Source organism: Pseudomonas sp. WS 5059 (assembly GCF_012985525.1).
GTDB lineage: Bacteria > Pseudomonadota > Gammaproteobacteria > Pseudomonadales > Pseudomonadaceae > Aquipseudomonas.
The window spans coordinates 42,390-64,932 of record NZ_JAAQWO010000009.1; the positions used below are offsets into that span (position 1 = coordinate 42,390).

A 22,543-nucleotide genomic window follows, 5' to 3' on the forward strand; every position below is an offset into this window, starting at 1 on the left:
AAGCCTTCCTCGTGGGTTAATATTCCGGGCTTGGTCCACGACAGAGAGTCAGCATGAGTTCCGATCAGACAGCGCCCGCTTCGTGTTCCACGGCCCATCCGCTGATAGATCGCAGCCAGGTAGGCGCCCGCCTGCGGGGGATCCGCAAAAACCAGCAGCTGACGCTCAAGCAATTGTCTGAGCGTTCGGGCGTGGCGCTGTCGACCTTGTCGAAGATGGAACTGGCGCAGGTATCGGTGAGCTACGAAAAACTGGCGGCGGCGGCGCGGGCGCTGGGCGTGGATATTGCGCAGTTATTCATCCCGGAAACGACCGCGCCCAACCAGGTCCAGCCCACCGTGGTCAGCACCGCCATAGATAGCGCGGCGGGCTACAGCACGGGCAATTATGACTATCACCCGATGGCCGGGGACTTCCCCGGGCGGCGCATGACGCCGATGTACGCACGCATCTTCGCCCGTGAACTGACCCAGTTTGACGACTACATCCGCCACCCCGGCCAGGAGTTCGCGGTGGTGCTGTCCGGACGGGTGCGGATTCAATTCGAAACGGGCGAGTCCATCAGCATTGGCTGTCGCGAAACCGCTTATTTCAATAGCGGCATCGGCCATATCTACCTCGCCGAAAGCGAGGCGGACGCTGAAGTGATGGTGGTGATGACGGATTACTGAGGTGTGCTGGCGACGCTGCTCATCCAGTATTGCGCTTGGCCGCTGTGCTCATCGATCTCCTCATGGGTGACCACAAACCCTTGTGACAGGTAGAACTGGTAACTGGCGCTGTTGTTTTTATAAACCGCCAAGGTCAGTACGGGCTGCTGCTTCCTGGCGTGCGCCACCAGCTGTTTGCCGAGGCCCTGGCCCTGGCAGTCGGGGGCGACAAACAGCGCGGCCATCTGCTGCTCGAGCAACGAGTAAAACCCCACCACGGTCGATTGACGCTCAATGACGAAGGTCTGGGATGCAGGGAGGTACACGTTGCGCATGTTCTCGACCTGCGACTGCCAGAAGGCGGCGTCGATAAAGTCGTGGGCTATGAGCGAGGCATCCAGCCAGATCTGCAGGACGCAATCGAGGTCTTTGGGGTCAAGGGGTCTGATCATTTTTCAAGTCTTGCGATGGGTTATTCGACGCTCAGGCCGGCGCGCTGTTGCAGTGCGCCGGGCAGCCCGCCAGGCCTGATACTGCGCGGTTGCGCAGGATCAGGGAGCTGGTACAGATTACAGGGTCTGCACGATGATCTGGCTCTTGAGGTCGTTGACCATGCTTTCGATCACCGGCTTCATCGCCTTGAAGTCCTCGGGGCTGCACACCGTATTGGCATGGGCGAACTTGAAGTGGCGGGTGATCAGCACCGTGTTGCCTTCCTTGGCGTAGGTGGCCTGGTAGTCAAAGCCGGCCTGTTGCAGGGACTGCGGCTTGGGCACGGCGAGCACGGTGACTTCCTTGGGGAACTCGAAGCGGGCCTGCTCCTGGGTTTCTCCGGAGAGGCAACCGAAGCCTTGGGTGCGGTCTTTCTCGGAGGCGAAGGCAAACACGTTCTGCGCAATGCCGCCGACCAGGCTGCTGAGCGCTGGCACGCCGGTGGGGCCTGGAAGGTTGACCAGGTTGTCGGTGCGCCCTTCAAGGGTGTTCTTGAACGGGTTGACTTCATCCTGCAGGGAGTCGCTTTTGAACGTGCCCTGGCCCGTTTGCCCGTACCAGCCGAGGACGTTGCGGATCATCGAGTCGCGGTCAGCCGGTTTCATCGCATTGAGCAGGTAGCGATTGAACTCCGAGCCCCAGCCTTCCACGGTGGTGGCATGCACAAAGTCCGCCGCGCCGTTGCTGTCGACCTTGAATAGCAGGTCGTTGGTAACCTTGCCGGTTTGCGCGGCCGGGGTCTTGGCCAGTTCGCCCGATTGCGTCAACAGCACCGGCTTGCCCAGCACCGGGATCGGCAGGTAGCCGGCGGCGATGGCCGTGGCGGTAGAGTCCAGGTACAGATCCAGGGCCGGCACATACGTGATCGCATGGTTGAGCACGCCCAGGGTGGGTACTTTGGCCAGGGTGTAGCTGTTACCCAGGTTGACCAGCACCGGCGAACTCTCGATCGCTACTGCGCGCAGCATGGCTTCCAGCAGGGCCACATGGTCCTTGCAGTCGCCATAGCGGTTGTCCAGCACGGCCTGGGCTGGATGCGGTACTACGCCGCCCGCGCCGACATACACCGCGACATAACGAATGTTCTTACGCACCCAGTCGCTCAGGGCCAGGGCTTTGCTGCGCGGGGTGCTCAGGTTGGCCGTGAGTTCCTTGGCCAGGGCGGCAATGGCCGGCGTCACTTCGACCTGGGCCCTGGCCTCATAGGCCTGGGCGAAGTCCTTGTAGCTGGCGAACGTCGAGACCGCGAGGAATTGGCCGTAATCGACATAGGACACGGCGCCGGTTTCCATGCGAGCTTTTTCCTGCGGTACGTAGTCCCAACGGTACACCTTGCGCCCGGCTGCCGCGGCCGGGGTGCTGGCCTTGAAGCCCCGGGCATCGACGAACAGCGGCTTGTCGGCTGGCAAGTCGTAGCTCAGGCTCAACTGCTCGGCATCGTAGAAGTCCGGCACGAAGAAGTCTTCGAACTGCTGCGGGAACAGCGCCGTAGTGCGCTGGCGCTGGTAGCGCAGGACCAGCCGGTCACCGACCGCCACCTCTGGAAAAATCACCACCTTGACCCGCGAGTCCTGGAACATCGGCGCCTGGGAAGAGGCAGTTTCCTGCTGCTCCTTGATCTGTTCGGCGCCCACCTTCACCTTGCGGCCATCGGGTTTCTGGGTGAAGGCTTGCAGCACTTCGAGGTTTTCCAGGGAGCGGTTGTAGCTCAGCGAACGTTGCGCGTTGTGCTTGATCGCCCGTTCTTCGTTGATCCGCGTGACCAGCTCGATGGTCTGGACGAAACTGCCATCGGCATTGATCACGTAGGACTGTTGGTTTTTTTCGAAGGTGGCCGAGTGATCGGTTTCATCGGTAGCGGCCTGGGCCGTCAGTGAACAGACAGCCAAAAACAGTGCGCCCAGCAGGCGCACAGAGGGCAGGTAAAAGCCTTGCATAGAGATCCTTCTGACTAATGCGACGCTCACTCGGCGGGGAAGAGCGCGGTGTGATAAACGAATCGTTTAATGCGACGCATTATTATATAGATGCCCGAAAAATGCAGGCTTTTTAGTGGCCCCTGCGAACATCCCCCAACGAATCACGCTGCATCGACTGCAGGTTTTTCTCGATGGTTTCGCAGATGGCTTCGGTCTGGATCTGGTGTTCGCTGGAGCGAAACGGGCTTTGCAGGTCAGTGCCGATACGTTCGATGGCCAGCAGCATAAACCCCACCACCGTCGATGCCAGCGGGGTGAACCAGCCCAGGGACTCCACCAGCCCCACCGGCACGATCAGGCAGAACAGCGAGATAAACAGCCGTGGAAAATACACATACGGGTAGGGCAGTGGCGTATTGGCAATGCGCTCCATGCCGCCCTGGCTGTTGGACAAGTCCACCATGGTTGATTCGAGCCGCGCCAGGCGAATACTGTCCAGGCGCCCGGCCTTGTACTCGCGCGCCAGCAGGGCGGCGGAGCCGGTCAGGATGTCGTTGGCAAAGTTGTTGGTAGCACCGTTGCGCGCAAACTCATCCCCAGGAATAAACGCCCGCACTTCCTCCGGGCACGGCTCGCCCCGTAGGTGCGCCGCCAGGCAGTTCACATAGGCCACGTGGCGGCGCAGCAGGGTCGACTTGATCGGGTTGACCTCGCTGCCTGGGTCATCGAGCAACGTCAGCACCTGCCGCGCAAAGCTGCGCGAATTGTTGACCATCGCGCCCCACAGCGTGCGCGCTTCCCACCAGCGGTTGTAGGCGCTGGTGTTACGAAAACTGATCAGCACCACCAGCGCCGAACCAAGCAGCGTCAAGGGCATCAGCGGCAGGTTGATCTTCGCGTTGAGAAACAGCATGAAGTCCACGGTGACCGCGATATCCCAAAGCAGCAGCCAGAACAGTGCCCAGCCGACATAACCCATGGTCTTGATAATCAGGCGGTACTTTTTGACGATGGCAGCTTTCAAACACAAACCTCCGAGCGGGCGAAAAGCATCAGTGCCCTAGCTCGGACGGTGTTTGCGCAAGAAAGGTTCGCCGCGCCTTACGCGTCGTGCAGGGAAATGCGCGAGGTCTCCGGCAAGGCCAGGCCCCCGGCCAGCGCGAGCAGGGCCACGGCAATCAGGTAAAACGCCGGGGACAGGTTGCTGCCGGTGGTGCTGATCAGCCACGTCGCCACTAGTGGCGCAGTGCCGCCAAAGATCGTGTAGGCCATGTTGTAGGTAATCGCCGAGGCGGTGTAGCGCGTGCGGGTCGGGAACGTTTCCGAGAGCAGGGCCGCCGTGACCACGCCGCACAACACCGCGCCCACCGCCAGCAGCATCACGCCGACGATGGACGCGGCGAACGAGCCGGAACTGGCCATCAGGAACGAGGGATACACCACCACCATCAACAGCCCGCAGGCGGTCATCACCGTGACGCGCCGCCCGACGCGGTCGGAATACCAGCCGGCCAGCGGGCACATTGCCGCAGCGAAGATCAGTGCAATCAGCGACACCAGCAACGCCGTCGCCCGGCTCAGGCCACCGGCCACTTGCAGGTACGTGGCAAAGTATGTGGTGAACATATAAAACGACAGCGCCGTCAGCGACACAAAGGCGCCCAGGCAGCAGATCGCCGCGCCATGGTTGCGCAGGGTTTCCTTGAGCGGCGAATGGGCCACCGCGTGCTCCTGCTTGACCGCCTGGAACGCCGGGGTCTCATCCAGCCGCCAGCGCAGGTACAGGCCAACCAGGCCCAGTGGTGCGGCAATCAGGAACGGCAGGCGCCAGCCCCAACTGCCCATGGCTTGGGCCGACAGCGAGGCCTCCAACGCATAGGCCACCACCGCCGCCGAGGCGAAGGCGGCAAAGGTCGACACCGGGATAAAGCTGCCGTACCACGCCCGTTTATCGCTGGGCGCGTGTTCCATCAGGTAGGCGCAGGCGCCGGCGTATTCACCGCCGGCGGAAAAGCCCTGGGCGCAGCGGATCAACGAAAGCAGAATCGGCGCGGTAACGCCAATCGCGGCATACGTGGGTAGCAGGCCGATCAGGGTGGTGGCCCCGGCCATCAGCAAAATCGTCATCGCCAGGGTGCGCTTGCGGCCGATGCGATCGCCCAGCATGCCGAAAAAAATCCCACCCAGGGGCCGAAAGGCAAAAGCCACGGCAAACACCGCGAACGTCTTGAGCAACGCCGCGCTGGCATCGCCACTGGGGAAAAACTGTTGCGCGATAGTGGTGGCGAGAAAGCCATACACGGCGAAGTCGAACCACTCGACAAAATTGCCGATACCGGCGGCGACGATGACTTTTCTCAGGGTTTGCGGCGGGACCTGTTCGGTAGATGCGCGCGTCATGGCGGGGCCTCGGCATTTTGTCAGTAAGCCCTCGATTATCGGGAAAGCGCCCGGGGCGGCTTACTTCAAAAGTGTCATCGGCGTAGTCAGCACCGACCTGGCAAGGCCCTGAAGATCAAATGTGGCTGGCTTGCCAGCGATAGCGGTGGGTCAGCCAACATCAATCCCAGCAATACCGCCGCCATCGCAGCCTCGCTGGGGCTCGACAGCTCCTACATTGATCCTCAGGGATTGGAGGATTGCATTTCACTGCCACCGCAGGATGCACACGGTACTCAATGTACTGAAGATCCAATGTAGGAGCTGGCTTGCCAGCGATAGCGGCGGGTCAGCCAACATCAACTCCAGCAATGCCGCCGCCATCGCAGCCTCGCCAAGGCTCGACAGCTCCCACCTTGATCTTCAGGGTCTGGAGGATTGCATTTCACTGCCACCGCAGGATGCATACGGCACTCAATGTACGACGATCCAATGTAGGAGCTGGCTTGCCAGCGATAGCGGTGGGTCAGCCAACTTCCATCCCAGCAATGCCGCCGCCCTCGCAGCCTCGCCGGGGCTCGACAGCTCCCACATTGATCCTCAGGGTTTGGAGGATTGCATTTCAGCTGCCACCGCAGGATGCATACGGTACTCAATGTACTGAAGATCCAATGTAGGAGCTGGCTTGCCAGCGATAGCGGTGGGTCAGCCAACATCAATCCCAGCAATGCCGCCGCCATCGCAGCCTCGCCAAGGCTCGACAGCTCCTACATTGATCCTCAGGGTTTGGAGGAGTGCATTTCACTGCCAGAGCAGGATGCACACGGTACTCAATGTACTGAAGATCCAATGTAGGAGCTGGCTTGCCAGCGATAGCGGTGGGTCAGCCAGCATCAACTCCAGCAATGCCGCCGCCATCGCAGCCTCGCCGGGGCTCGACAGCTCCTACATTGATCCTCAGGGATTGGAGGATTGCATTTCACTGCCACGGCAGGATGCATACGGTACTCAATGTACGACGATCCAATGTAGGAGCTGGCTTGCCAGCGATAGCGGTGGGGTCAGCCAACATCAATCCCAGCAATACCGCCGCCATCGCAGCCTCGCCAAGGCTCGACAGCTCCCACCTCGATCTTCAGGGATTGGAAGATTGCATTTCAGATGCGCTAGCGGCGCGCTCGAGGATCCTCGGGCCCGGTCCTTCCTGGCTCAAGGTATCGCCGGGGTTGCGCAACGGGCAGTCGTTAAGCGACAGGCAACCGCAGCCAATACAGTTGTCCAGGCTGTCGCGCAGGGCTTGCAGGGTTCGGATGCGTTCGTTGAGGTTGTCGCGCCAGGCCGAGGACATTTCTGACCATTGCGCGGCGGTCAGTTTGCTGTTCGGCGGATAGCGGCCCAGGGCGCGCTTGATCTCTTCCAGAGGGATGCCGGTACGTTGCGCCACTTTGATAATCGCGATGCTGCGCAGCACCAGCGACGGGAAGCGCCGTTGGTTGCCCGCGTTGCGGGTGCTGGCGATCAAGCCCTTGGACTCGTAGAAGTGCAAGGTGGAGATCGGTACGCCGCTGCGCCTGGCCACCTCGCCAATGGTGAGTGAGCGCACGCCGTCCGGGTGCTTTTCTGCTGCCATGGGGGTTGCCCTCAAGTTAAGTTGAGGTTTTATAGTCCTGCCCGATCTTTGCTGCAACCGCTTTGCGCCTGTGTGGGGTGGAGCGGCAGCGAACACACCACAAATCAGCGGAGCAGGGCATGGGCATTAGGATGCTAGTGGGCGGGGGCGTGGCAGCGGTAGCGGTGCTGGCCCTGGTTATCACGTTATGGGGCAATCAACCCTCAACCCAGGCAGCAGCGGCGTGGCCGGTAGCCAAGGTGGCGCTGGCCAAGGTGCGCCAGGGCGAGGCGCCTCGCCAGGCCTTTGCCGCCGGGGAACTGGAGGCGGCCAACCAGGTGCAGGTGGCTGCGGAAACCCCAGGGCGGATCACGCGGATCGCGTTCGAGTCCGGGCAAGCGGTCAAGGCCGGGCAGTTGCTGGTGCAGCTCAATGACGCCCCCGAGCAGGCCGACCGCTTGCGCCTGCACGCGCAACTGCGCAATGCCCAGACCCTGTTCCAGCGCATTCAAAAGCTTGAGGCCGTGAATGTCGCGACCCAGGAGCAACTGGACAACGCCACCGCCGCCCTGGACATGGCCAAGGGCGAGCTGCAACAGGTCGACGCGCGGATTGCGCAAAAAGCCATCCGCGCGCCGTTCGCCGGGCAACTGGGCATCCGCCGTGTGCATCAAGGCCAATACCTGCAGACCGGTGAAGCCATCGCCAGCCTGGTGGATGCCCAGCGCCTGCACGTGAATTTCGCCCTGAGTGAACAGTCGGCCCCAGGCTTGAGCATCGGCCATACCGCCGAACTCACGGTGGATGCCTTGCCCGGCCAGCATTTTTCGGCGCAGATCAACGCCATCGACCCGCTGATCGGCCAGTCGCGCTCGGTGCGGGTGCAAGCGACCCTGGCCAACCCCGGCGGGCCGTTGCAGGCCGGCATGTATGCCAGCGTGCGCCTGTCGGCGGTGCAGTCGCCCAGGGTGCTGGTGGTGCCGGAAACGGCCATCACCTATACCGCCTACGGGCAGACCGTGTTTGTCGCCAATGCCGATCCGGCCGGCACCTTGAGTGTGCGTCGCAGCCAGGTGACCACCGGGGAGCGTTGGCAGGGCCTGGTGGAAGTCACCTCGGGCCTGGCGCTGGACGACCAGGTGGTGGTCTCCGGGCAGCTCAAGCTCAGCGACGGCATGCCCGTCGAAGCGGTCGAGCAAAACACCCTGGACGTTGAAGGGAAACCCGCCTCATGAACTTCACCGACAGTTTTGTGCGGCGCCCGGTGCTGGCGCTGGTGGTCAGTAGCCTGATCGTCCTCGCCGGCCTGTTTGCCCTCGGCCAGTTGCCGGTACGCCAGTACCCGCTGCTGGAAAGCTCGACCATCACCGTCAGCACCGAGTACCCCGGCGCCTCGGCCGAATTGATGCAAGGCTTCGTCACCCAGCCGATCACCCAGGCCGTGTCGTCGGTAGAGGGCATCGACTACCTGGCGTCGTCGTCGGTCCAGGGGCGCAGCGTGATCACCCTGCGCATGACCCTCAACCGCGATTCGACCCAGGCGCTGGCCGAGACCATGGCCAAGGTCAATCAGGTGCGTTACCGCTTGCCCGACGATGCCTACGACCCGGTGGTCGAGCTGTCGGCCGGCGACTCCACCGCCGTCGCCTACGTGGGGTTTGCCAGTGACACGCTGTCGATTCCCGAGCTCAGCGACTACCTGTCGCGGGTGGTCGAACCGCAGCTGTCCGGGATCGACGGGGTAGCCAAGGTGCAGACCTTCGGCGGGCAGAACCTGGCGATGCGCCTGTGGCTGGACAGTGAACGCATGGCCGGGCGCGGAGTGACCGCCGCCGACGTGGCGCAAGCGGTGCGCCGCAATAACTACCAGGCCACGCCGGGGCAGATCCGTGGCCAGTTCGTGCTGGCCGACATTCACATCGACACCGACCTGACCAGCGTCGAGGCCTTCCGTGACCTGGTGATTCGCAACGATGGCACGGCCCTGGTACGCCTGCGCGATGTCGGCATCGTGGAGCTGGGCGCTGCGGCAACCCAGACCAGCGCCACCATGAATGGCCGCCCGGCGGTACACCTGGGGTTGTTCCCCACGCCTTCGGGCAACCCCTTGGTGATCGTTGATGGGATCCGCAAACTGCTGCCGCAAATCCAGCAGACCCTGCCACCGGGGGCCAATGTAGCCCTGGCCTACGAGACCGCACGGTTTATCGAGGCGTCCATCGAGGAGGTGCTGCATACCTTGCTCGAGGCCATGCTGATCGTGGTGCTGGTGATCTGGTTGTGCCTGGGCTCGCTGCGCAGCGTGGCGATTCCGGTGCTGGCGATTCCGTTGTCGATGCTCGGCGCGGCGGCCTTGATGCTGCTCTTCGGCTTCAGCCTCAACCTGCTGACCCTGCTGGCGATGGTATTGGCCATCGGCCTGGTGGTGGACGACGCGATTGTGGTGGTGGAAAACGTCCACCGGCATATCGAAGAAGGCCTGACGCCGGTGGCCGCCGCGTTGGTCGGCGCCCGCGAGATCGCCGGGCCGGTGATTGCCATGACTCTGACGCTGGCGGCGGTGTATGCGCCCATCGGCCTGATCGGCGGGCTGACCGGCACGCTGTTCCGCGAATTTGCCCTGACTTTGGCGGGGGCGGTGATTGTCTCGGGCGTGGTCGCCTTGACCCTGTCGCCGGTGATGAGCTCGCTGCTGCTCAAGCCCGGGCAACAGGAAGGACGCATGGCCAAGTTGGCCGAGCGGGTGTTTGGCGCACTGGCCGCGACCTATGGCCGGGTGTTGGGCTACTCCCTGGCGCGACGCTGGATCAGCGGCGGCGTTGCCGTGCTGGTGTGCCTGAGCCTGCCGTGGTTGTACACGCTACCGCAGCGCGAACTGGCGCCGCCCGAGGACCAGGCGGCGATATTGACCGCCATCAAGTCACCGCAGTACGCCAACCTCGACTACGCCGAACGCTTTGCGAGCAAGCTCAATCGGGTCATGGAAAGCCTGCCGGAAACCACCGACACCTGGATCATCAATGGTACCGACGGGCCGGCGGCCAGTTTCGGTGGGATCAACCTCAGCGCCTGGCAGGCCCGCGAGCGCTCGGCCGAGCAGGTCCAGGCCCAGTTGCAGCAGGCCGTGGGCGAGGTCGAGGGCAGCAGCATCTTTGCCTTCCAGGTGGCGGCGCTACCCGGCTCCAGCGGCGGCCTGCCGGTGCAGATGGTGCTGCGCAGCGCCCAGGACTACCCGGTGCTGTACCAGACCATGGAAACTCTCAAGCAGCGTGCCCGTGACAGCGGCCTGTTTGCCGTGGTCGACAGCGACCTGGACTACAACAACCCGGTGGTCAAAGTCACGGTCGATCGGGCCAAGGCCGCGAGCCTGGGCATTGGCATGCGCGATATCGGCGATTCGCTGGCGGTGCTGGTGGGCGAGCAGTACATCAACCGCTTCGCTTTGTATGGACGCTCTTATGATGTGATTGCGCAAAGCACCGAGGAGCAGCGCCTGACCCCGCAGGCCCTGGCCCGCCAGTATGTGCGCACCGAAGGCGGGCAGTTGATCCCGCTGTCGGCGCTGGTGCACCTGGATATCACGGTGGCGCCGAACCGCTTGCTGCAGTTCGATCAGCAGAACGCCAGCACCTTGCAAGCCATTCCGGCGCCGGGCGTTTCCCAGGGGCAGGCGGTGGCCCTGCTGGAGCAATTGGCCGGCGAACTGCCGCCGGGGTTCAGCCACGACTGGCAGTCCGAGTCGCGCCAATACGTGCAGGAGGGCAGTGCGCTGGTGCTGGCGTTTCTCGCCGCCCTGGTGGTGATTTATCTGGTGCTCGCGGCGCAGTACGAGAGCCTGGTCGATCCGTTGATCATTCTGGTCACCGTGCCCTTATCCATTTGCGGCGCGTTGATTCCGTTGGCGCTGGGCTGGGCCACATTGAATATCTACACGCAGATCGGGCTCGTGACCTTGATCGGCCTGATCAGCAAACACGGGATCCTGATGGTGGAGTTCGCCAATGAGCTCCAGGTGCGCGAGAACCTCGACCGCGCCAGCGCGATCATCCGCGCCGCGCAGATCCGTCTGCGGCCAGTGCTGATGACCACGGCGGCGATGACCTTCGGCGTGCTGCCGCTGCTGTTCGCCAACGGTGCCGGGGCCAATAGCCGCTTTGGCCTGGGCGTGGTGATCGTCTGCGGGATGCTGGTTGGTACGTTGTTTACGCTGTTTGTCCTTCCCACTATTTATGCCTGGCTGGCCCGTGATCACCGGGTGCGGGGCCTGCGCCAGCAACAATTGGCCGATGCCGAGCAGTACCTGGCGCCCGGGCATGTCGAGGTACGCCCATGAAGACGTTTATCCATTACCCGCTGTTGCTTGGCGCGTTGGCCGGCCTGGGCGGGTGTTCGGTGGGGCCACACTACCGCGTGCCCGAGATCGCGCCGATTCAGCTGGCCAGCCCGCAGGCCCAGGAATTCGCCGGGCCCAAGGTGCAGCCGGTGGCCGCGTGGTGGACTTTTTTCGACGACGCCCAACTGGCGCGCCTGATCGATAGCGCCGTGGCCCACAACCACGATGTGCGCCAGGCGCGCGCAAACCTGCTGCTGGCTCGCGCGTATGTCGACGAGCAAGCGTTGCAGCGCCTGCCGACGGTCACCAGTACGGCGGCGTACCAGCGCAGCCTGGAGCAGCAGGCGGTGACGGGCGCGCGGCCGAGTCGCAGCTTGTCCGAGTCCTGGCGTGCCGGCCTGGACCTGCAATGGGAGCTGGATCTGTTTGGCCGTCTCGATCACTTGAACCGTGCCGCGCAATCCCGTGCCCAAGCCTCCCAAGCCGACCTTGAGCAGGTGCAATTGAGTATTGCCGCGCAAGTGGCCCATGCCTATTACGCGGCGCAGGGCCAGCGCGAACAACTACGGTTGGCACAGGATGCGGTGCGCAGTTGGCAAGAGACGGTGGCCCTGACCGAGGCGCAAAGCCAGGCCGGCAGTGGCTTGCCTGAAGAGTTGGAGAGCGCCCGCGGCAATGCGCTGCGCGCCCAGGCGGCGATTGCGCCGCTGCAAAGCCAGCTGCAACGCAGCCTGTACCGCTTGCAGGTGTTGTCGGGGCAGCGGCCGGGCAGTTTTAGCGTCGAACTCGACGCCCTGGCGCCGGGGCCTGTAGCGCGGCAATTGCCGTTGGGAGATGTCGACCAGTTGATTCGCAATCGACCGGACGTGGTGCAGGCCGAGCGCCTGCTGGCGGCGCGTGTCGAGGATGTGGGCGCGGCGACTGCCGACCTGTACCCGCGCTTGAACCTGGGTGGGTTTGTCGGTTTTTTCGCCCTGCGCGACGGTGACCTGGGCAGTGCATCCCGGGCATTCGAGCTGACCCCAGGCCTGACCTGGCCGGCACTCAACCTGGGCACCGTGCGTGCGCGCCTGCGGGGCGCCCAGGCGCTATCGCAGCGCGAGACCGCGCACTTTGAACAGGTGCTGCTGGTGGCCGTGGAAGAAGTGGAGGGTGCCATCACCCAACTGGCCGAGCATCAGCGACACCTGCTCAACCTGGTGCAATCGGCACGGCATGCCGAAGCTGCACTGGACATCGCCCAGCGACGTTATGGCGCGGGTTCCGGCAGTTACCTGTCGGTGCAGCAAAGCCTGCGCGACCTGCTCAACCTGCGCCAGGCCATTGCCCAGGCGCAGGCTGCGTCCTATGGCAATGCGGTGGACCTCTACAAGGCGCTGGCCTGGCGGGCGCCGAGGCTTTACCCTGCGGCCCTCAGCGAGGCCAACGGTGCCTTGAAAAGGAACAGCAGTTGAACCACAGCACATTGTCCAAGCGCCTGGAGCGCGTGGCGGCGCAGGTGCCAGCCGGTGCGCGCCTGGCCGACATCGGCTCGGATCACGCCTACCTGCCGGTAGCGTTGATGAACCGCGGCGCGATTGTCGCGGCAGTGGCCGGCGAGGTGGCGTTGACGCCATTTCGCGCGGCCCAGCGCACCGTGTGCGACAACGGCCACGAACTGCACATCCACGTGCGCCTGGCCGATGGCCTGGCGGCTATCGAACCGGCCGACCTGCTCGATGCGGTGAGTATCTGCGGCATGGGCGGCGAGACCATCCGCGACATCCTCGAGCGCGGCAAGGCGCATCTCAGCGGCCGGGAACGCCTGATCCTGCAACCCAACGGCGGCGAACAACCGTTGCGTGTGTGGCTGATGGACAACGGCTACCGCATCCTTTGCGAGGAGTTGCTGCGGGAAAACCGCTTCGACTACGAAATCATCGTCGCCGAGCGCAGCGGGCCGGTGAGCTACAGCGCCGAGCAACTGTACTTCGGCCCCTTGCAGATGCAGGCGCGCAGTCCGGCCTTCCTGGCCAAGTGGCAGCGCCTGTTGCGCTACAAACAACGCACCTTGGGCCAGCTCGCCGAGGCGCGACAGGCGCTGCCCGAACAGAAAGTGCAGGAACTGGCGCAAGAGGTGCGCTGGATTACCCAGTTGCTGGAGGCGACGCACCCGGTCTAGGGTCTTGCCTGCTGCAAATGTTTCAATGACTCATTTATCCAACCCAGGTGTTCCACCATGCCAGACGCTACCGACCAAGCCTTCTACGACCGCGCCGACGCGCACATCGAGCTGTCGAACGAGCAACTCAAAACCCTCGAGAACCTGGGCCAGGTCAGCGCCTCGATGATGTTCGGCACCACCCGTTTCAACGCCTGGGCGAGTGCGCGCAACTTCAAGTCCGGCGCCGAGATGGCCGAGGCGCGAGAAGCGATGCTCAAGTACTTCTGTGAGCAGTACCGGATGATGCTCGAAGACAATCTGGATGATCACATCAACAACTTCAGCCAGTACATGACGGCCCCGAAGCCGTAGTGATCCCTGTGGGGCCCGACAGCGCCCAGCTGGATCTTCGTCCAAGCCCTGGTCAGCGTTTGCTCAATGCCAGGCGGGCCGCGAACAGCACAAAGAGCAGGCCGGTGCTGCGGTCCATCCAGGTGATCACCTTGCCCCGGCGCAGCACTGCGGCCAGTGGCTGGGTAGCGCCGATCAGGGTCAAGGACCATGCCAGGCCGAGCACCACATGGATGCTCACCAGGCCGAATGTCCAGGCGATCAACGAATGGCCCTGGGGAATGAGCTGCGGCAGGAACGACACATAGAAAATCCCGATCTTGGGGTTGAGCACATTGCCCAGCATGCCTTTCAAGAACCAGCGGGTGCCGGGTTGGGCGTGAGCCTCACCGACCGTCAGGGAGGTGCGTGGGCGCAGCAGCATATTCAGGCCCAGCCAGGCCAGGCAAGCGGTCGAGAAAATCTGCCACCTGCCGGTTACCGCGCAAATGCACTGTCGGAACATCCGGCCCCACTGCCAGGCGCATCGCCTCGATACCCGGCCGATAGCCGCGATCAAAATTCCATACAAAGTCCAGAAACGTCAGGAACTCCCGGTCGAGCTTGTCGGTACACCCCACGGGCCGATCCGCGCGAGGGCGTTTCATGGCGCTGCGTATCAGTACCCGGGTGAAACAGGTGAGTCGCGGTGTATCCAGCCAGATGATCAGGTCGGCACGGGGCAGGCGCAGGTCGAAGGTGCGTCGGGCGTAGTTGCCTTCACACACCCAGGTGTCCGACGCGACGGCTTCGCGTACCCGTGTGCGGAATTGTTCGGCGTCGGTCTCGACCCAGTTGGGTTCCCAGAACAGGGTGTCCAGGTGCACGACGGGCAGGCCGAGGCGCTGGCCAAGGGCGCGGGCGAGGGTGGATTTGCCGCTGCCGGCGTTGCCCAGAATTACAATCCGTTGCATGGGGACGTCCCGAAAAAAGCCGGCAATTATGCCGGCTCTGGAAGAGGAGTCAAACGCCCGGTGATTTACTGGGCAAACGCGTATTCCCCACCCTTCTCCAGCGCCTTGCGATAGGCCGGCCGGTCCTGGAACCGCTGGACCCACGCGGCCAGGTTCGGGTACGCCGGCAACTTGCCCTGGGCCTTGGCGATTTCGCCGATAAAGCTCATCTGGATATCCGCGCCGCTCAGTTCCTCGCCCAGCAGGTATGGCAACTGCGCCAGGGCGTCGTTCAGGTAACCCAGGTAGTTGGCCAGTTCCGACTCGATCCGCGGGTGCAAAGGCGCGCCGGCTTCACCCAGGCGGCCGACGTACAGGTTGAGCATCAGCGGCAGCATGGCCGAGCCTTCGGCAAAGTGCAGCCATTGCACGTAGCTGTCGTAGGCGGCCGTGGCGGGGTCTGGTTGCAGGCGGCCCTGGCCATGGCGGCGGATCAGGTAGTCGACAATGGCGCCGGACTCGATCATCACGCGGGTGCCGTCTTCAAGCACCGGCGATTTGCCCAACGCGTTGATCGCCTTGAGCTCCGGTGGGGCGAGGTTGGTTTTTGGGTCGCGCTGGTAGAGCTTGAGCGCGTAGGGCAGGCCGAGTTCTTCGAGCAGCCAGAGAATGCGCTGCGAGCGTGAGTTGTTGAGGTGGTGAACAATCATCATGGGAAGCTCCGCCGGGCGAGAGTGGGGTGTCTGTAAGCAGACTGCTGCGCCGGCGTAGAGTGCCCTGAATCAGATGGGCGTGTCAGAGGAAATCGGCGCGTCCTGAGCGGGCTCGGTCTCCAGTTTCAGGCGATCGGCCTTGCTGATGTACTTCTCTTTGCTTTTGGGGGCCAGTTTGGCACTGGCCTTTTTGGCGTTGGCTTTCAATATCTGATTGAGTTTCTTACGACGGTTCATGCTTTCTACTCAGCGCGTTAATGCCTGGATGATATCAGCTCAACCCCCAGTAGGCGCCGGCTTTGCGGCGAAAAACCTGGGCATCTGCCGGGTTGTTCGCACAATCTGGCGGGGCAGCAGCACTCGCTCCCGCGCCGCGCTTCAACCCAACAGGCGGGGCCCCCAGTCTTCGGTCATGCCTTTTTCCAGGCGCCGCTCCAGCGTGCGCCGCCATGACGGGACCAACGGCAGCGCCAGGCATTCGCGCAACAGTTCGCTCTCCATTCGCTTGTCGAACAGCACAGCGGACAAGCGTGCCAATGACCAGTCGGCAAATTGCCGCTCGACCAGTTGCAGGCTGTCGCCGGCGCTCACCACACCTTCCTCCAGCACCCGGTAGTACCAGCCGGTGCGCCCCGACTGCTGCACGCGCAGGGCCAGTTCGGCCACGGCGAAGCGGTCGCTGAGTTTCCAGCACGGCATACGCCCCTGGGACACCTCAAGCAACGCTGTCCCGGCCCGGATGCGATCGCCCAGGCATACGTCATGCTCGCTCCAGCCGGTAGTGCTGAAGTTCTCGCCAAAGGCTCCCGGCTGGGCGAGCAATGGATGGGCGCCCAATTCCTCGGCCCAGCGGGCGTAATGCTCGAGCGGGTAGTGGTGGATGGCTTTTTCTACTCCACCATGGATGCGCAGGTCGCCCTGTTCGTCGCCACTGAGGCCCAGGGTGGCGACCTTCAGGGGGCCGGGTCGCGGCTGTTTGTCGATGGCGCTGCGGGAGCCGGGCCGGGTGAAAGGCTGCGCACGCCCGGTGAGCAGGGTGTCGAGGCGAATCGTGGTCAGGCTCATGCAGGCACCTGCGGGGGTTGATGTTCACGACAGATCAGCGCGGCATCGCTCGGCGCCAGGGGTTCCTGGGTCAGGCCGCAGAACGGCAGATCGTCGACGTGCTGATGGAAGCGGCAGGTGCGGCACAGGCCAAAGCTGGGCACGTCCGCGCTGCGCTGCACTTCGCGCAGCAACTCGCCAAGCAGTGTCTGCAGTTGCCCGCCGCGCGCGCCCATGCGTGCCTCACCGGCGGCGAGGAAGTCCGGCGGCAACAATGCGTCCAGCAGGCCGCGCGCCGTGTCCGTCAACTGCAGATGCACGCTGCGCTTGTCGTGCACATCCTGGGTTTTGACGATCAGCCCCTTGGCCTCCAGCGCCTTGAGTGACTGCGACACTGTGCCTTTGGTCAGGCCCAAATAGTCAGTCACGCCCAACGGCGTATTGGAGTAGCGGTTGCAGCGCGAAAGGTACATCAGCGCGCTCAACTGGATGGGTTGCAAATCGGCCAGCAACGGGTGCTGGCGGAACCAGATGCGGCTGAGGCTGGCAAGCCGTTCAAGCAGATCGAAAAGGGTTGTGTCGGACATGAGTCACTCCTGTCGACATATAGTATCGATTAAATACTATATTGACAAATACCGACGCGCGGGTAATTCTTGGTTAGGTATCGAATCGATACCAACTCAATGAAGGAGACGCAAAATGTCTAACGCACGCTTCTACCACGCTGGTTGCTCCGTCTGTATTTCCGCTGAGCAGACCTTGCTCAACCTGCTGGACCCGGCACTCAAGGTCGGGTCGTCCACCTTGGCCAACAACCCCAGCGCATTGGCGAAGCCGAACTGGCCGGGGTCAAGTCAGTCCCTGCGTTTGTTCACGACGGCCAGGTGTTGCACCTGAATTTCGGTGCGTCCATCGATGACCTGAAATAAGGCGCTGGAAAACATCATGAACGCGTATCAGCCCCTGAACTGCGATGTGCACGACTACCTGGAGATCGCCTGCATGCACCGTTACCGCCTGCAGGTAGAACTGATCGACGGGCGCAGCTTCGTCGCCAGGGCGCTGACTACGCGAACTGCGGCGAGCAAGGAAGAGTTTTTGCTGCTGGCCCGCGACAGTGGCCAGTGCGAGGTGCGTCTTGACCAATTGCTGGCCATTTCCCCGCTTGGCCTTAATGTCAGTTTCGGCCGTATTGAACGTGTGAGAACAGAATGAATAGATACCGACTCATGATTAGTAGCAACGACAGGCTGCTGGGGCATTTCGAATCCGCCACCCCGTGGGCGCACGACGCCGCGCAGGAAATCGCGCGGTGCCTGGCGGCTGCAGGGTACGGCCTTGAACTGCTGGTCGCCGATAGCGAGCGCCGGCTGCTTGAAAGCGGTCCGGATGGGGTGCGAGTGCTGCACAGCGAACCGATTTTCAAGAGCGCGACCTTGCCCTAGGCAAGCCGGCGCCTACCCGCGGAAAAATCGACCCGGACGACATCCCCCAAGCGCCTCTGCTGGCTTGTCTTCAAGCATCTCTTCACTGGCAAGCCGACCCACGACCGCAGCCAGTGCGACCCCAGGGTGCATGGTGCAAACGTACACACCTGCCACCTGGGGCAGATAGCCAATGATCGGGATGCCATCGGCAGCAATTGGCCTGAGCCCGACACAGGCCAGCTCCGGCTCAAGGCACGCCAGCCCATTGAGCTCATGGTCGATCGCCTTGGCTGTGCGTAGTGCTATCGCGTCTGCCCGGTTTTCCTCGGCGTCGCCCAGGTAATCCTCGGCTGCCAGCAATGCGCCATCCGCGTTTTGCCGCACTTCCATGTGCGGGTTGGAAATGAGGGTGTGCACAAGCTTGGGTTGTGGCTTGTAGCGGATGAAGATGGACGGCGATGCGGTTATCGGCAGGGATACGTGCAACATGTCTGTCAGCCTGGCGGTGCCTGTCCCGGCTGCCAGTACAACGATATCGGCGTGGATGATGCCCCGTGAGGTTTCGACGCCGGTCACCTGTTGGCCCTCGGTGACAAACCCCAGCACTGGCGTCTGAGTGAGCAGCTTCGCGCCATGCGCCTGGGCGCCGGCGACCAACGCATGGGTTGCCGCCACTGCGTCGAGGGCACCTTCTTCGGCTACGTACGTTGCATAGTCAGGGGGCTGCTTGAGGTTGGGCTCAAGCTCAAGAATCTGCGCGCGTGATACCCGGTTTGTCGAGGCCGGTGGCGAGCCATCGTAAGACAAGGCGCCCGTCCATTGGATCTGCAAGCCGGGCAGTTGGGTTTGGAGGCGGTGGTATTCCTGGATTGCGGCGCCGCGTAATTGGGCAATGGGGTCGGGCCCCGGATGGGTGGCGTGGAGCCAGGCGAATGACGTGGCGGTGACGCCTGACGCAATCTCATGCGCCTCGACCAGGCTGACCTGCGCGCCCTTTTGCGCCAGGTGATAGGCCAAGGATGCGCCGACGATACCGGCGCCAATCACCACGACTCGTTTGCCCTGCGGGTTTTCCATTTAGACCTGCGCTCCATTGCCTAGGCGATGCCACGAAAGGTGAAAGATCCTACAGCATCGGCGCCTGATCGTTTATACAACCCTTTTCCTCCGTCCCGGTCTACCATGCCTGCCCGGCAGTGGTTCCACGCGCTATCGGCCCCAAGCCATCAAGGTATCGCATATGACCTCGTTTACCCGCAGCACCCCATCCCCAACCTTCTGCGAGGTGGCGCAATGAGCATCGACCAGATCAGCCTGCCCAAGGGCGTTGGCCCGCACGCTACCAAGTTGCTGGACGCGATCACTGGCGCCAGCACCGCCGAAGACCTGAACCGCGCTGGCGGCAAGGCCGAAGGCTTTGTGTTGGGGCTGGAGGCCAGCAAGGCCATCAAGAGCCAGATCGCCGAGTCGCTGTATGTGGCTTATGACGACGCCGCGAGTAATCGCGCCGGCGAGTTGAAGGGCTAGCCAGTACGGTTGCGGTTCAGATTGTCGTACCGGGAAATACTGAACTTTTCAGGGCCCCCGGGGCGTCCAATCCTGGGACACTTTCCAGATTGCTGACTTGAGCCAAGGACCGCCAATGACCTTCTTTATCTTCCTGCTCGCCTGCGCCGCCGCTGCCAGCACCGGCATCATGTTCAAGCCCGGTGCCTGGTATGAGTCCCTGGTCAAACCCCGCTTCACCCCGCCCAACTGGCTGTTCCCGGTGGCCTGGACGCTGATTTACCTGCTGCTCGCCTGGGCCGGTTATCGCCTGAGCCTGATCCCCGGCAGTCAAACGGTGCTGGCCTTGTGGGCGGCGCAGATTGCGTTGAATACCCTGTGGACGCCGGTGTTTTTCGGCGCACATCGGATTTTCGCCGCGATGGTGGTTATCACCCTGCTTTGGCTCACCGTGGCGGCCATGGTGGTGCTGGCGGTGCGCCTGGACCTGATAACCGGGTTGATCCTGTTCCCTTACCTGGCGTGGCTGTGTGTTGCCGTGGCGTTGAATTTTTCGATCCTGCGCAGTAACCGTTGATGGCCAGCGTGGGTAATCGCCAGGGCAGGGGCGACTTTCACCCCGCCGCGCGGTGCAGTTTTTTCACCCGGTACATATCGCCATCGGCATGGCTGAGCAGGGTGTCGGCATCTTCCCCGTCATCCGGGTAACGCGCCACGCCGATACTGCACGACGGCATTTTCACCGGGCCAAACTCAGGGCCAAGGGGGGCGGCCATGATGGCGAGGATCTGCTGCACCTTCTCGGCCACGGCGTTTTCGCAATGAAGGTCGGTCAACAGCACGGTGAATTCATCGCCACCCATCCGCGCCACCGTGTCGGTCTCGCGCACACAGGCTTCCAGGCGCCTGGCGATGGTGCACAGCACGCGGTCGCCGGCGACATGCCCATGCACATCGTTGATGCCTTTGAAGTCATTGATATCCAGGAACAGCAGCGCCAGCGTGCTCTTCTGCCGGCGTGCGTTGCGCAGGGCCGAATCGAGGCGATCATTGAACAGCGAGCGGTTGGTCAGGGCGGTCAGCGGGTCGTGATGGGCGAGGAAGCGCAGTTCTTCCTCGGCCTGGGTGAGGGCGGTGATGTCCCGTGCCACGCCGATCCGCGCGCCGACATCCTCGGACCAGAACGCCGCCCACAGGATATGGACGAGGCTGCCATCCTTGCGGATATAGCGGTTGCGGAAGTCCACGTGGGGCTGGCCGTTCATCACCCGAATAATCGAGGCCCGGGTGGCTGCCAGGTCTTCGGGGTGCATGTAGTCGGTGATCAGGCTGCCGGTCAGCTCGTCGGCACGGTAGCCGAGCAGTGCCTCGCAGGCGTCGCTGACAAATGCAATCTGGTTGTCCCTGTCGACCACGAAAACCGTATCCAGCATCAGATGGATCAGTTTGGGATAGAGCGCTTGCAGGTCAACGGGCATGGGTCAGTGCAGTCCGGTTCAAATAACGGCCTGATCATATCCTGAACCCGCAAGCTGGCAATGAGGAATCTTGATGATCGGCCTACCGCCGATCTACCCATACCGTCTGCGCATTGCAGAATTCGCGCACGCCGAAATGTGACAATTCGCGGCCAAACCCACTCTTTTTCACCCCGCCAAACGCCACCCGAGGATCGGACACGCTGTAGGCGTTGATAAAGATGCCGCCGGTTTCCAACTGGTTGGCGATCTCGCGCGCCTTGGCCGGGTCGCGGGTAAAGACGCTGGCGGTGAGGCCGAACTCGCTGTCGTTGGCCAGGGCCACGGCGTGGTCGGCGTCGCGGGCGGTGATGATCGAGGCGACGGGGCCGAACAGTTCCTGCTTGAACGAGGTCATCTGGTCGGTGACATCGGCCAGGACGGTGGGGGCGTAATAGTTGCCTGGCCCTTCGATGGGGTGGCCGCCCAGCAGCAGGCTGGCGCCTTCGGCCAGGGTTGCCTGGACTTGTGCGTGCAGTTCGTCGCGCAGGTCGAAGCGGGCCATGGGGCCGATATAGGTGTCGTTCGATGTCGGGTCGCCCATCACCAGTTGCCGGCTGGCTTCAAGGAATTTGGCGGTGAAGGCCTCGACCACGCCTTGCTCGATGATCAGGCGCTTGGCGGCGGCGCAGACCTGGCCTGAATTCTGGAAGCGGCCGGTCACGGCGGCTTGCACGGCGGCATCGAGGTCGGCGTCGTTGAGCACGATGAAGGGGTCGGAGCCGCCCAGTTCCAGCACACATTTTTTCAACGCAGCGCCGGCCTGGGAGCCGATAGCGATACCCGCGCGTACGCTGCCGGTCAGGGTCACGGCGGCGATGCGCGGGTCGGCGATGGCCTGGGACACACCGTGCGCGGTGACGTTGATCACTTCAAACAAGCCTTCGGCGAAGCCGGCTGTGTGGAAGGCCCGTTGCATCAGGTAGGCGCTGCCCATCACGTTGGGCGCGTGCTTGAGCACGTAGGTGTTGCCGCTGAGCATGGTCGGCACGGCACCGCGCAGTACCTGCCAGACCGGGAAGTTCCACGGCATTACGGCGAGGATCGGGCCCAGCGGGCGATATTCAATCCGGGCGCTGCCGTTGTCGACCAGGGTCGGCTCCGGCGCGAGCATGGCCGGCCCGTGGGCGGCGTACCACTCGGCCAGCAAGGCGCATTTCTCGATTTCACCACGGGCCTGGGCGATGGGCTTGCCCATTTCCAGGGTGATCATTTGCGCCATTTCTTCAGCTTGTTCGCGCAGGGCGCCGGCCAGGGCCAGGAGCAATTCGGCGCGCTGTGCCACGGGTGTATGGCGACCCTTGCGAAAGGCGGTGCTGGCGCGGGTGAGGGCGGCGTCCAGTTGTGCGGCGGATTCGTACGGGTAGCTGCCGACGGTTTCGCCATTGGCGGGGTTGATCGACAAGGCATGGGTCTGGTGAGAAATAGCGGTCATGGCACCGTCCTGCGCAGTGTTGGAGAAGATGCCCAGCGTACGGGGCTATATCTTTTCCGGGAACTGAATAATATTAAGCAATACGTTCAC

The 22,543-nt window shown here is 63.0% G+C and carries 23 protein-coding genes and 2 pseudogenes; 11 read left to right on the top strand and 14 right to left on the bottom strand.

From position 1 onward, the window contains the following. Positions 1-53: 53 nt before the first annotated feature. A complete protein-coding gene (locus HBO12_RS24045; RefSeq protein WP_169953373.1) occupies positions 54-671 on the top strand; it encodes a helix-turn-helix domain-containing protein in 618 nt (205 codons plus the stop codon). Here the strand turns inward: HBO12_RS24045 and HBO12_RS24050 are convergent. From HBO12_RS24050 to soxR, 5 genes are all read right to left on the bottom strand, one after another. Next, positions 665-1,102 carry an N-acetyltransferase gene (locus HBO12_RS24050; RefSeq protein WP_170043421.1) on the bottom strand — a complete coding sequence of 146 codons (438 nt, stop codon included), beginning with the start codon at positions 1,100-1,102 and terminating at the stop codon, positions 665-667. The genes HBO12_RS24045 and HBO12_RS24050 overlap by 7 nt on opposite strands. Positions 1,103-1,219: 117 nt before the next feature. Beyond that, positions 1,220-3,079, bottom strand: a complete 1,860-nt coding sequence (locus HBO12_RS24055) for a DUF3857 domain-containing transglutaminase family protein (RefSeq protein ID WP_170043422.1) — start codon at positions 3,077-3,079, stop codon at positions 1,220-1,222. A 112-nt stretch (positions 3,080-3,191) separates the two neighbouring features. Further along, a complete protein-coding gene (locus HBO12_RS24060; protein WP_170043423.1) occupies positions 3,192-4,085 on the bottom strand; it encodes a bestrophin family protein in 894 nt (297 codons plus the stop codon). A gap of 77 nt (positions 4,086-4,162) precedes the next feature. Next, on the bottom strand, positions 4,163-5,461 hold the full coding sequence (locus HBO12_RS24065) for an MFS transporter (protein WP_169953387.1): 1,299 nt from the start codon (positions 5,459-5,461) through the stop codon (positions 4,163-4,165). Between the two features lie 1,114 nt (positions 5,462-6,575). Then, the gene (soxR, locus tag HBO12_RS24070; RefSeq protein WP_169953389.1) at positions 6,576-7,070 is read right to left on the bottom strand and encodes a redox-sensitive transcriptional activator SoxR; all 495 of its coding nucleotides are present in this window, start codon (positions 7,068-7,070) and stop codon (positions 6,576-6,578) included. A gap of 119 nt (positions 7,071-7,189) precedes the next feature. Between soxR and HBO12_RS24075 the strand changes: the two genes are divergently transcribed. The 5 genes from HBO12_RS24075 to HBO12_RS24095 are packed head-to-tail and all read left to right on the top strand — an operon-like array spanning position 7,190 to position 13,897. After that, entirely contained in the window at positions 7,190-8,284 is a 1,095-nt protein-coding gene (locus HBO12_RS24075) for an efflux RND transporter periplasmic adaptor subunit (RefSeq protein ID WP_170043424.1), read from the top strand. Then, positions 8,281-11,382 carry a MexW/MexI family multidrug efflux RND transporter permease subunit gene (locus HBO12_RS24080; RefSeq protein WP_170043425.1) on the top strand — a complete coding sequence of 1,034 codons (3,102 nt, stop codon included), beginning with the start codon at positions 8,281-8,283 and terminating at the stop codon, positions 11,380-11,382. The genes HBO12_RS24075 and HBO12_RS24080 overlap by 4 nt, the downstream gene beginning before the upstream one ends. Then, positions 11,379-12,836, top strand: coding sequence for an efflux transporter outer membrane subunit (locus tag HBO12_RS24085; protein WP_170043426.1), 1,458 nt, complete (start codon positions 11,379-11,381; stop codon positions 12,834-12,836). The genes HBO12_RS24080 and HBO12_RS24085 overlap by 4 nt, the downstream gene beginning before the upstream one ends. Further along, a complete protein-coding gene (locus tag HBO12_RS24090) occupies positions 12,833-13,543 on the top strand; it encodes a tRNA (adenine(22)-N(1))-methyltransferase TrmK (protein WP_170043427.1) in 711 nt (236 codons plus the stop codon). The genes HBO12_RS24085 and HBO12_RS24090 overlap by 4 nt, the downstream gene beginning before the upstream one ends. Before the next feature lie 57 nt (positions 13,544-13,600). Continuing rightward, a complete protein-coding gene (locus tag HBO12_RS24095; protein WP_170043428.1) occupies positions 13,601-13,897 on the top strand; it encodes a DUF3144 domain-containing protein in 297 nt (98 codons plus the stop codon). 52 nt (positions 13,898-13,949) lie between these two features. Here the strand turns inward: HBO12_RS24095 and HBO12_RS24100 are convergent. The 6 genes and pseudogenes from HBO12_RS24100 to HBO12_RS24125 form a co-directional block, all read right to left on the bottom strand. Then, positions 13,950-14,327: pseudogene (locus HBO12_RS24100) on the bottom strand (LysE family translocator); the annotation flags it as partial. After that, complete coding sequence (locus HBO12_RS24105; protein WP_170043430.1) at positions 14,263-14,829, bottom strand: P-loop NTPase family protein; 567 nt, start codon at positions 14,827-14,829, stop codon at positions 14,263-14,265. The gene HBO12_RS24105 and the pseudogene HBO12_RS24100, both read right to left, overlap by 65 nt. A gap of 65 nt (positions 14,830-14,894) precedes the next feature. Next, a complete protein-coding gene (locus HBO12_RS24110) occupies positions 14,895-15,521 on the bottom strand; it encodes a glutathione S-transferase family protein (protein ID WP_170043431.1) in 627 nt (208 codons plus the stop codon). A gap of 69 nt (positions 15,522-15,590) precedes the next feature. Next, positions 15,591-15,758, bottom strand: a complete 168-nt coding sequence (locus HBO12_RS24115) for a DUF2986 domain-containing protein (RefSeq protein ID WP_170043432.1) — start codon at positions 15,756-15,758, stop codon at positions 15,591-15,593. Positions 15,759-15,899: 141 nt separating this feature from the next. Then, on the bottom strand, positions 15,900-16,586 hold the full coding sequence (locus HBO12_RS24120; protein WP_169953404.1) for an MOSC domain-containing protein: 687 nt from the start codon (positions 16,584-16,586) through the stop codon (positions 15,900-15,902). Further along, positions 16,583-17,152 (bottom strand): MarR family winged helix-turn-helix transcriptional regulator, encoded by a 570-nt coding sequence (locus HBO12_RS24125; RefSeq protein WP_170043433.1) that lies wholly within the window; start codon positions 17,150-17,152, stop codon positions 16,583-16,585. The genes HBO12_RS24120 and HBO12_RS24125 overlap by 4 nt, the downstream gene beginning before the upstream one ends. 115 nt (positions 17,153-17,267) lie before the next feature. Between HBO12_RS24125 and HBO12_RS24130 the strand changes: the two are divergent. From HBO12_RS24130 to HBO12_RS24140, 3 genes and pseudogenes are all read left to right on the top strand, one after another. Beyond that, a pseudogene (locus HBO12_RS24130) lies at positions 17,268-17,497 on the top strand (thioredoxin family protein). 16 nt (positions 17,498-17,513) lie between these two features. Beyond that, positions 17,514-17,783 carry a Rho-binding antiterminator gene (locus HBO12_RS24135; RefSeq protein ID WP_169953410.1) on the top strand — a complete coding sequence of 90 codons (270 nt, stop codon included), beginning with the start codon at positions 17,514-17,516 and terminating at the stop codon, positions 17,781-17,783. A gap of 14 nt (positions 17,784-17,797) precedes the next feature. Continuing rightward, positions 17,798-18,013: a cytoplasmic protein gene (locus HBO12_RS24140; protein ID WP_346266496.1), complete on the top strand. Its 216-nt coding sequence runs from the start codon at positions 17,798-17,800 to the stop codon at positions 18,011-18,013. A gap of 12 nt (positions 18,014-18,025) precedes the next feature. On the opposite strand, the gene HBO12_RS24145 is transcribed toward HBO12_RS24140, so the two are convergent. Continuing rightward, complete coding sequence (locus tag HBO12_RS24145; RefSeq protein ID WP_170043434.1) at positions 18,026-19,072, bottom strand: NAD(P)/FAD-dependent oxidoreductase; 1,047 nt, start codon at positions 19,070-19,072, stop codon at positions 18,026-18,028. 216 nt (positions 19,073-19,288) lie between these two features. On the opposite strand from HBO12_RS24145, the gene HBO12_RS24150 reads away from it, so the two are divergent. Then, the gene (locus HBO12_RS24150; RefSeq protein WP_170043435.1) at positions 19,289-19,522 is read left to right on the top strand and encodes a hypothetical protein; all 234 of its coding nucleotides are present in this window, start codon (positions 19,289-19,291) and stop codon (positions 19,520-19,522) included. Between the two features lie 115 nt (positions 19,523-19,637). Next, positions 19,638-20,078, top strand: a complete 441-nt coding sequence (gene tspO, locus HBO12_RS24155; protein ID WP_170043436.1) for a tryptophan-rich sensory protein TspO — start codon at positions 19,638-19,640, stop codon at positions 20,076-20,078. A 37-nt stretch (positions 20,079-20,115) separates the two neighbouring features. Here the strand turns inward: tspO and HBO12_RS24160 are convergent, their stop codons facing one another. Beyond that, positions 20,116-20,979, bottom strand: coding sequence for a sensor domain-containing diguanylate cyclase (locus HBO12_RS24160; protein ID WP_170043437.1), 864 nt, complete (start codon positions 20,977-20,979; stop codon positions 20,116-20,118). A gap of 82 nt (positions 20,980-21,061) precedes the next feature. Beyond that, positions 21,062-22,453, bottom strand: coding sequence for an aldehyde dehydrogenase family protein (locus HBO12_RS24165; protein ID WP_170043438.1), 1,392 nt, complete (start codon positions 22,451-22,453; stop codon positions 21,062-21,064). Positions 22,454-22,543: the final 90 nt, after the last annotated feature.